Origin of the sequence: Allostigmatella hybrida, from assembly GCF_020103775.1 — a bacterium.
GTDB lineage: Bacteria > Myxococcota > Myxococcia > Myxococcales > Myxococcaceae > Hyalangium > Hyalangium aurantiaca.
Genome location: NZ_JAHXBH010000049.1, coordinates 21,954 through 30,227 on the forward strand (window position 1 = coordinate 21,954; position 8,274 = coordinate 30,227).

Sequence of the window (8,274 nt, forward strand, 5' to 3'; positions counted from 1 at the left end):
GCGGCGAGGTGCCTTGCCAGGCAGCGGGGGATGCTGAAGGTTAGGCTTCGCCCATGAACTCCAGCCCTTCCAACCGCTCGTCCGTGGTCATCGCGGAGCTGGGGCCGACGAACACCGGGAAGACCCACCGGGCCATCGAGCGCATGCTCGAGCACGATACGGGCATCATCGGACTGCCGCTGCGCCTGCTCGCCCGGGAAGTCTACGACCGGGTGACCGCCCGGGTGGGCGAGGGGCGGGTGGCGCTGATGACGGGGGAGGAGAAGCGGCTGCCCCCCCGGCCCGACTATTGGATCTGCACCGTCGAGGCGATGCCGGTGGACCGCCCCGTCGACTTTCTCGCGGTGGATGAGATTCAGCTCGCTGCCCACCGCGAGCGTGGGCACGTCTTCACGGACCGGCTGCTGCATGCGCGGGGGCGCCGGGAGACATGGTTCCTGGGCGCGGACACGATGCGGCCGATGGTCCAGTCGCTCATCCCCCAGGCGTCGGTGAAGCGCGCCACCCGCCTGTCCCAGCTTCGCTACTCCGGAAGCCGCTCCCTGAAGAGCCTCCCCCCCCGCTCGGCCGTGGTCGCGTTCTCTGCGGACCGCGTGTACGAGCTGGCCGAGACGCTGCGCCGCCTCCGGGGCGGGGTGGCCGTGGTTCTGGGCGCGCTCTCCCCCCGGACGCGCAATGCCCAGGTGGCGATGTACCAGTCCGGAGAGGTGCAGTACCTGGTGGCCACCGATGCCATCGGCATGGGGCTGAACCTCGACCTCAACCATGTGGCCTTCGCGGCGTTCTCCAAGTACGACGGCGCCGAGCAGCGGGAGCTGTTCCCGGACGAGCTTGCCCAGATCGCGGGCCGCGCGGGGCGTCACCTGAATGACGGCAGCTTCGGGACGCTGAACACGCTGCCCGAGCTGTCCCCACGGGTCGTCTCGGCCATCGAGACCCACCGGTTTCCGGCGGTGCGAAGCCTCATCTGGCGCAACGCCTCGCTCGACTTCTTGAGCCCGGAGGCCCTGCTGGACTCGCTGTCACGGGCACCGCGCCACAGTGCCTTCATCCGGGTGGAGCGCGCGGACGACTTCGATGCGCTCAAGGAGCTCTCGCACGTTCCCGCCATCCGGGACGTGGCCACAAGCCAGCCCATGGTCGAGTTGCTGTGGCAGGTCTGCCAGATTCCGGATTTCCGCAAGGGGCTCTTCGGGCAGCATGTCTCGCTGCTGCGGGAGACCTTCCTCCAGCTCTGCGAAGGCGACGGGAGGCTGGACCCGGTCTGGCTGGGAAGGCAGGTGTCGCCGCTCGATGATGTCTCCGGAGACATCCATACCCTGATGGACCGGCTGGCGGCCATCCGCATCTGGACGTACATCAGCCACCGGTCCGGCTGGCTGCACGAGGCGGAGCAGTGGCAGGAGCGCACCCGGCGCATCGAGGACGCCCTGGGCGATGCCCTGCACGAGCGGCTCGTGGAGCGCTTCGTGCAGCGGGCCGCGCGGAGAAGCTCCCGCCGGTTCGTGAGGCCCGCCGCTCCCTCCTCCGCGGGGTCGGACAGCCCCTTCGCCAAGCTGGGGCTGCTGCTGGGAGAAGTCCCGGGCGCGGAGGGCGGGGGGCTGACCGAGGAACAGTTCGTCCAGCGGGTGGTCGACGCGACGCATGACGCCTTCCAGGTGGATGCCTCTGGAATCATCTCCTTCGAAGGGCAGCCGCTGGCCCGGCTGGTGCGTGGGAAGGACCTGCGCTCCCCGCAGGTCGCGCTGGGGGAGCCAGAGGTCTGGACCGGAGGCGCCCGGCGGCAGCTGGAGCGCCGGCTGGTGGCGCTCGCGAGGGACCTGGTGACCGAGGCCATGGGAGGCTTTCCCGCCGAGGCGCTCACCGGGACGGGCCGCTCCGCGGCGATGCGAGGCCTTGCCTACCGCCTGGCGGAGGGGCTGGGGGTGATTTCCCTGGGGGAGGCGCGCGAGCAGTGGCGGCTCATGGCGCTGGAGGAGCGAGAGCGCCTGAGGGCGCTGGGCGCCCGCGAGGGACAGCGCTTCTTCTACGTCGACGAGGCGCTCGCCCCGCATGCGCTGGACCGGCGCTGCATGCTGACGGCGCTGTTTCATCAAACCCCTGTGCCCAAGGGCGTTCCCCGGGAGCCGGGGCTCGCCGCCGCGGAGCTGGGCGGCTGGGATGCGCGGGTCCTCGGCTACGAAGTCTTGGGAACCGTGGCGCTGCGGATCGACATCCTGGAGCGGCTCAGCGAGTCGCTGCGCCACCCCCAGGGGACCCGTCAGGCGCAGGCGCTCCTGCAAGAGCTGCGTCTGGAGGGCGGCGTCCGCGCGCGGGTGCTGCGGGAGCTCGGAGGTTCCCCAGGAGGTGCTTCCGCGAAGCGCCGCCGCCGCCGCCGGGGACGGAAGCCGCAGGCCACGGCTCCTGACAAGCGGGGAGCCCCTGGACAATCGGCTCCACCCAGCGGAAGCGGGGGCGGCGAGCGGGGCGTCTGAGCCGGGCGCCCGCTGCGCTCAGGTCACGGGTGGGACCAGTCCAAGGCCGTGCCGCACTGCTTGCAGAAGCGCGCATCCAGATCATGGCCCTGGGCGCCACAGCCCGGACAGGCCTGGGTGTCGGGGCGCTGGCGCGAGGCGGCCGCCAGCTCCACGGACACGATGCCCGTGGGCACCGCGAGGATGCCGTAGCCCATCACCATCAACACCGACGCGATGAACTGGCCAAAGACCGTCTTGGGGGTGATGTCGCCAAAGCCCACCGTCGTCATCGTCACGATGGCCCAGTACATGGAGCGGGGGATGTTGTCGAAGCCGTTCTCCTCGCCCTCCACCAAGTACATCACCGCGCCCATGATGACGTCGATGGTCAGCACCGTGCCCAGGAAGACGATGATCTTCGGCCGGCTGGCCCGCAGGGCCGTCAGCAGCACCTCCGCCTGGCCCAACAGGTGCCCCAGCTTGAGGATCCGGAAGACGCGCAGCAGCCGGAGCACGCGCACCACGAGCAGCGTCTGGGCGCCGGGCAGCAGCACGCTCAGGAAGGAGGGCAGGAGCGCCATCAGGTCCACGATGCCGAAGAAGCTGCGCGCGTAGTCCAGGGGCTTTCGCACCGCCATGAGCCGCAGCACGTATTCCAGCGCGAAGAGCAGGGTGAACACCCACTCGGCCAGGTGCAGCGCGTGGCCAAAGCGGGCGCGCACCTCCGCGACGCTCTCCAGCATCACCGCCAGCACGCTCAACACGATGGCCCACAAGAGGGCCACGTCGAACGCCTTGCCGGAGGGGGTGTCGGCCTCGAAGATGAGGGTGTGCAGGCGGGCGCGCAGCCCGCTCTCGGGACTTTGTTCGGAGGGCCGGTTCACGGCCGCGCAGCTTAGTCCGGCTTTCGATGCCCGCCGCTCCCTCCTGAGAGAGTGGGTCTGTTACCGTGGGCGCCGAAGTTGGCAGGCGGGACCCCCATGAAATCTTCAGCGATTTGCCTTTTGGCCTTGTCCCTCGTGACGGTGGCCTGTGACCAGAAAACGGACAAGAAGACCGTTGCCTCGCGGGGCGCCGGTGGTGGGGACCTGGAGCCGGCGCAGGCCCTGGCCCAGGCGGCTCCGGACGGCAAGCTCGTCACGCACAAGCTGCTGGATGACAAATACCTGGAGATGGCCTCGCTGCCCCTGCCGGACAACTGGATCCTGAATCACGGCAAGGCGTTCATGAGTGGTCCCGGGAACGTTCACGTCTACATGTTCCCGCTCAAGACCTTCATGCATTCCAATGACACGATGATGCAGCAGCTGTACGCGCAAACCGGCAACACGATGCGGCCGTTCACCTCCATCGAGAAGGTCATCCAGCAGGACCTGGTGCCGGTGGCGAAGAAGGAGGGTGCCAAGCTGGTGAAGCAGTACGATGCGCCGCAGATCGCCGCCTCCGATAAGAGCTTCTCGGACCTCCTGTACAAGGTGGGTCCCATGCGGCAGGTCTTCCACGCCCAGGTGACCGAGTGGACCGATAAAAAGGGAAACCCCTACATGATCGTCGTTCATCTGAACGCGACAGACATGGGGAACATGGTCAGCTGGAGCTATTCCTGTCACGCGCTCGATGCGCCGAAAGAGCGGTACGAGGAGAGCAAGAAGATCGTCCTCAATGCCCTGGCCAACATTCGTTACAACCCGCAGTACGTGCAGGCGTACAACCAGAACGAGATGGCGAAGGAGCGGTCCAGCTGGGCCGCGCACAACCAGCGCATGCAGGCCAACAAAGAGGCGTTCGAGGCCCAGCAGCGCGCGTTCCGCGAGAAGAACGACGCCATCAACAGCGCGATTGCCTCGTCCTACGCCGGGCGGGAGGCCGCGTCGGACAAGATGCACAACCGGTTCTTGAACTACATCAAGGATGAGAACACGGTCCGCAACCCGGCGGACGGCAAGCGCCACCAGGTCCAGACGGGGGCCAATCAATACTGGATGAACGGCAACGGGCAGTACGTGCCGTCGAACAATCCCAATGACGATCCGAACCGGAACCCTGCCCTGAATCACCAGCCGTGGACCGAGACGGAACTCGAAGAGTAACTGGAGCGGACGTCTCCCCCAGTCTCAGGCGGGGAGGAACCGGAGGGGCAGGGTGTGTGGGCCCCGGACCGTGAGGGCCTGGCTCCACGTCAGCTCGGCGGCGGTTCGCTGGAAGCCACTGAAGCGGGAGAGCAACGCCTCCAGGCCACAACGGGCCTCCATCCGGGCCAGCTGCGCGCCAATGCAGTAGTGGGCGCCATGGCCGAAGGAGATGCTGGGCTGTTCACGGAGGGTGAACCGGGCTGCATGCTCCCGCTGACGATTGCCCCCTCCGTGATGGACCTCTCGGGGCCCCTCCTGATGGAGACATCAGGAGGGGCCGTCCGAAAAGAGACAGCGAGGAATCACTGACGGCCGAGCTGAGCGACGAAGGAGGGGCCGTTGCAGATGACGCGCTCGCGCAAGGGGTTGAGGTGCCCTTCGGCATTGCCCGACAGCGACTTGGCGTAGATGCCGCCGTCGAAGCTGCCGTTGGTGAAGTTCACGTGAGCGTTGGGGGCCAGCAGGGTGCCCCACAAGCCGTAGCCCTGGGCGTTGATGGAGGTGGCGTCCACGAAGTTGAAGAGGACGCCCTGCTGGTCGATGCCCCCGCTGAAGGCATGGCCGCCTGCAAGCTTGGCGGAGGTGCCGTGGATGTTGAGCACCGCCAAGGAGCCGGCGGGCGCATCGATGGACAGCAGCACGGTGGAGGACAGGTCGCTGGCGTTGACGCTGAAGACGTTCACGTCAGGAGAGGAGCCGGTGAGCATGAGTCCACCCCAGGTCTCGCGGCGGGTGAGGCCGTTGGTGGGCAAGGAGTCCAGCTGTGTGGAGAGCTTGCGCACCTCGGCTGCGCGGGTGGGGAAGTCCACGGGGGTGCTCTTGGAGGGAGCGCCGCGGACATAGGTGACGTTGGAGGCGGAGTAGGTGCCGCCGTAAGCGGCGTCGCCCCAGACGCCACCCTGGGTGAGGGAGAGGTTGCCGCCAGCCACGAGCACCGGAGCGGTGTCGGAGGAGGGCAGCTCCCAGCCCACGGAGAAGTGCTTCATGGAGATGTTGCCACCTGCGGCCACGCGGCCCTCGACGTCGGAGCCCAGGGTGTAGTCCTCGAAGAGGAAGACGTTGAAGTCGCTGAGGCGGACCTGGATGCCGCCCTCACGAACGATGCGGCTGACAGGGGCCACGGCCTTGTTACCGGAGGGGTCCTGGACGCTGTAGGAGATGGTGAAGGAGCCAGGCTGACCGGGGACCGGAGAGCGTGTGGCCACGATGTGGCTCGTCAGGTCTCCAGCGCAGGCGTCGGCGGCGGTGGCGCCCGGGTCGATGTACTGGCCCCCACACTCGTACGTGTCGGAGGGTGGGCCCTTGAGGGTGATGACGGGCGCCTGGGTATCGGACACGCCCACCGTGCGGGTGGCGGAAGCGGTCAGGCCCGAGGGGTCCGTCACGCTGTAGCCCAGCACGTGGTTACCCAGCTGCATGGTGTTCACCGTGCCCGTGGTGACGATGGCATCGTTCAGGTTGCCCACGCACTGGTCGTTGGCGGTAGCGCCCGGATCGATGAAGGGGGTGGCGCATTCCAGCCCGAGGGTGGCTGGACCGTTGAGCGCCAGCACCGGCGGCAGGGTGTCGGAGACGTTGACCTGGCGGGAGACCGAAGGTGCGCTCTGCCCGGACGGATCCGACACGTTGTAGATGACCGTGTAGCTGCTGGGCACGTTCGGGTTGACCTCGCCCGAGCGGGTGATGGCGTCCGTCAGATCGCCGGCGCAGGCATCCAACGCCGTGGCGCCTGGATCCACATACGGCGAACCGCATTCCAGCGCCTGGGTGGCGGGGCCGGTCAGCGCGAGCACCGGCGGCGTGTTGTCCTCCACGCGCACCGTGCGGCTGTTGGCGGAGGTAGCCGTGTTGCCCGACGGGTCCGTCACGCTGTAGCTGATGGTGAAGGCGCCCGGCTGGCCTGCGATGGGGGTGCGCGTGGCAACGATGTTCGCCGTCAGATCATCGGCGCACAGGTCGCTGGCGGTGGCGCCCGGATCCACGTAGGTGGAGCCGCACTCAAACGTCTGGTCGAGCGGACCGTTGAGCGTGACGGCCGGGGCCAGGGTGTCGCCCACCGTCACCGTGCGGCTGACCGGCGCGGCGGTACGGCCGCCCGGATCCTGCACGGTGTAGGTGATCGTCTGAGCGCCCAGCTGCTTGTTGTTGATGTTGCCTGTCGCCTGGATGGCGCCTGTCAGGTCCCCCGCGCACAGGTCGTTGGCCGTGGCGCCCGGGTCGTTGTACGGCGTGCCGCACTCCAGCGGCTGGTTGGCAGGGCCCACCAGCGCCAGCTCCGGCGGCAGGGTGTCCTCCACCGTGACCGTGCGGCCGGTGTTGCCCACGCCCACGTTGCCGGACGGGTCCGTGGCGCTGTAGGTGATGGTCACCGCGCCCGGCACGCTCGGATTCACCGTGGTGCTCGGCACCGCGGGCAGCGTGCCCGCGCAGGCATCGTCGGCCGTGGCGCCCGGGTCATTGAACCCGTCGTCACCGCACTCCACCGCCAGCGTGGCAGGCCCGTTGACCGTGACCACAGGCTTCAGCGTGTCGCTCACCGCCACCGTGCGGCTGACCGGCGCGGCCGTGTGGCCCCCGGAGTCCGCCACGGTGTAGGTCAGCGTGTAGTTGCCCACCGCGCCCTCGTTGAGCGTGCCGGTGCGCACCACCGCGTCCGACAGGTCGCCCGCGCACAGATCGTTGGCCGTCGCGCCCGGGTCGTTGAAGGGCGTGGCGCACTCCAGAGGGATGTTGGCAGACCCATTAAGCGCCAGCGTCGGCGCCTGGGTGTCCTGCACCGTCACCGTGCGAACCACGGGCGTGGCCGCGTTGGCCGCCGAGTCCGTCACGTTGTAGGTCAGCGTGTAGTCGGCCGGCACCGCGGGGTTCACCGTGCCCGTCACGGTGATGTTCAGGTTGTCGTCGCACACGTCCTCGGCGATGGCGCCCGGGTCCGTGAACGGATTGCCGCACTCCAGCGGCAGGTTGGCAGCCCCGTTGAGGGCGAGCACTGGCGGCGTGGTGTCGGCCGACTTCACCGTGCGGGTCACCGGCGCGGCGGCGCTGTTGCCCGACGGATCCGTCACGCTGTAGGTGATGGTGAAGCCACCCGGCACCTGGGTGCGCGTCGCCACCACGCGGTCAGACACCTCGCCTGCGCACAGGTCATTGGCCGTCGCGCCCGGGTCCACGTAGTCCGCGCCGCACTCGAACGTCTCGGTGGCGCCGCCGTTGAGGGCCAGGGTGGGCGCCAGCGTGTCGGACACCGTCACCGTGCGGTTGACCGGCGCGGCGGCACGGCCGCCGAGGTCCGTTACAGAGTAGGTGATCGTCTGCGCGGTGAGCTGCTTGTTGTCGATGGTGCCCGAGGTCTGGATGCGGTGGCTCACATCTCCCGCGCACTGGTCGTTGGCCGTGGCGCCGGGGTCGGCGAACGGCGTGGCGCACTCCAGGCCCAGCGCCGCAGGACCGTTGAGCGCCAGCGTGGGCGGCAGGGTGTCGGCCACCGTCACGATGCGGCTGGCGTCCGAGGTCGCCGTGTTTCCGGAGGTGTCCTGGGCCATGTACTTGATGCTGTAGGTGCCCTGGGAGCCCGGGTTCACGACAGAGGTCGGCACCGCGGGAACCGGTCCGATGCACTTGTCGTCGGCCGTGGCGCCCGGATCGTTGAACGAGCCGCCGCCGCACTCGATGGTGGCGGCCAGCGG

The 8,274-nt window shown here is 68.7% G+C and carries 5 protein-coding genes; 2 read left to right on the forward strand and 3 right to left on the reverse strand.

Annotation, left to right across the window (positions count from 1 at the left end; translation table 11 throughout):
* Nucleotides 1-53: 53 nt before the first annotated feature.
* Nucleotides 54-2,474 (forward strand): helicase-related protein, encoded by a 2,421-nt coding sequence (locus KY661_RS36030; RefSeq protein ID WP_225414513.1) that lies wholly within the window; start codon nucleotides 54-56, stop codon nucleotides 2,472-2,474.
* 23 nt (nucleotides 2,475-2,497) lie between these two features.
* Here the strand turns inward: KY661_RS36030 and KY661_RS36035 are convergent, their stop codons facing one another.
* Nucleotides 2,498-3,340, reverse strand: coding sequence for an ion transporter (locus KY661_RS36035; protein ID WP_225414514.1), 843 nt, complete (start codon nucleotides 3,338-3,340; stop codon nucleotides 2,498-2,500).
* A 120-nt stretch (nucleotides 3,341-3,460) separates the two neighbouring features.
* Here KY661_RS36035 and KY661_RS36040 point away from each other — a divergent pair, with 120 nt between their 5' ends.
* Nucleotides 3,461-4,546 (forward strand): hypothetical protein, encoded by a 1,086-nt coding sequence (locus tag KY661_RS36040; protein WP_225414515.1) that lies wholly within the window; start codon nucleotides 3,461-3,463, stop codon nucleotides 4,544-4,546.
* 24 nt (nucleotides 4,547-4,570) lie between these two features.
* Here the strand turns inward: KY661_RS36040 and KY661_RS36045 are convergent, their stop codons facing one another.
* Both KY661_RS36045 and KY661_RS36050 read right to left on the reverse strand, forming a co-directional pair.
* Nucleotides 4,571-4,759 carry a cytochrome P450 gene (locus tag KY661_RS36045; RefSeq protein WP_225414519.1) on the reverse strand — a complete coding sequence of 63 codons (189 nt, stop codon included), beginning with the start codon at nucleotides 4,757-4,759 and terminating at the stop codon, nucleotides 4,571-4,573.
* A gap of 131 nt (nucleotides 4,760-4,890) precedes the next feature.
* Nucleotides 4,891-8,274, reverse strand: a 3,384-nt coding sequence (locus KY661_RS36050; RefSeq protein WP_225414516.1) for an immunoglobulin-like domain-containing protein, incomplete at its 5' end; no start/stop codon positions are given.

What these genes read in the sequence shown, in the direction of transcription:
- KY661_RS36030 (WP_225414513.1), top strand. Translation starts at nt 54, where the DNA reads ATGAACTCCAGCCCTTCCAACCGCTCGTCCGTGGTCATCGCGGAGCTG.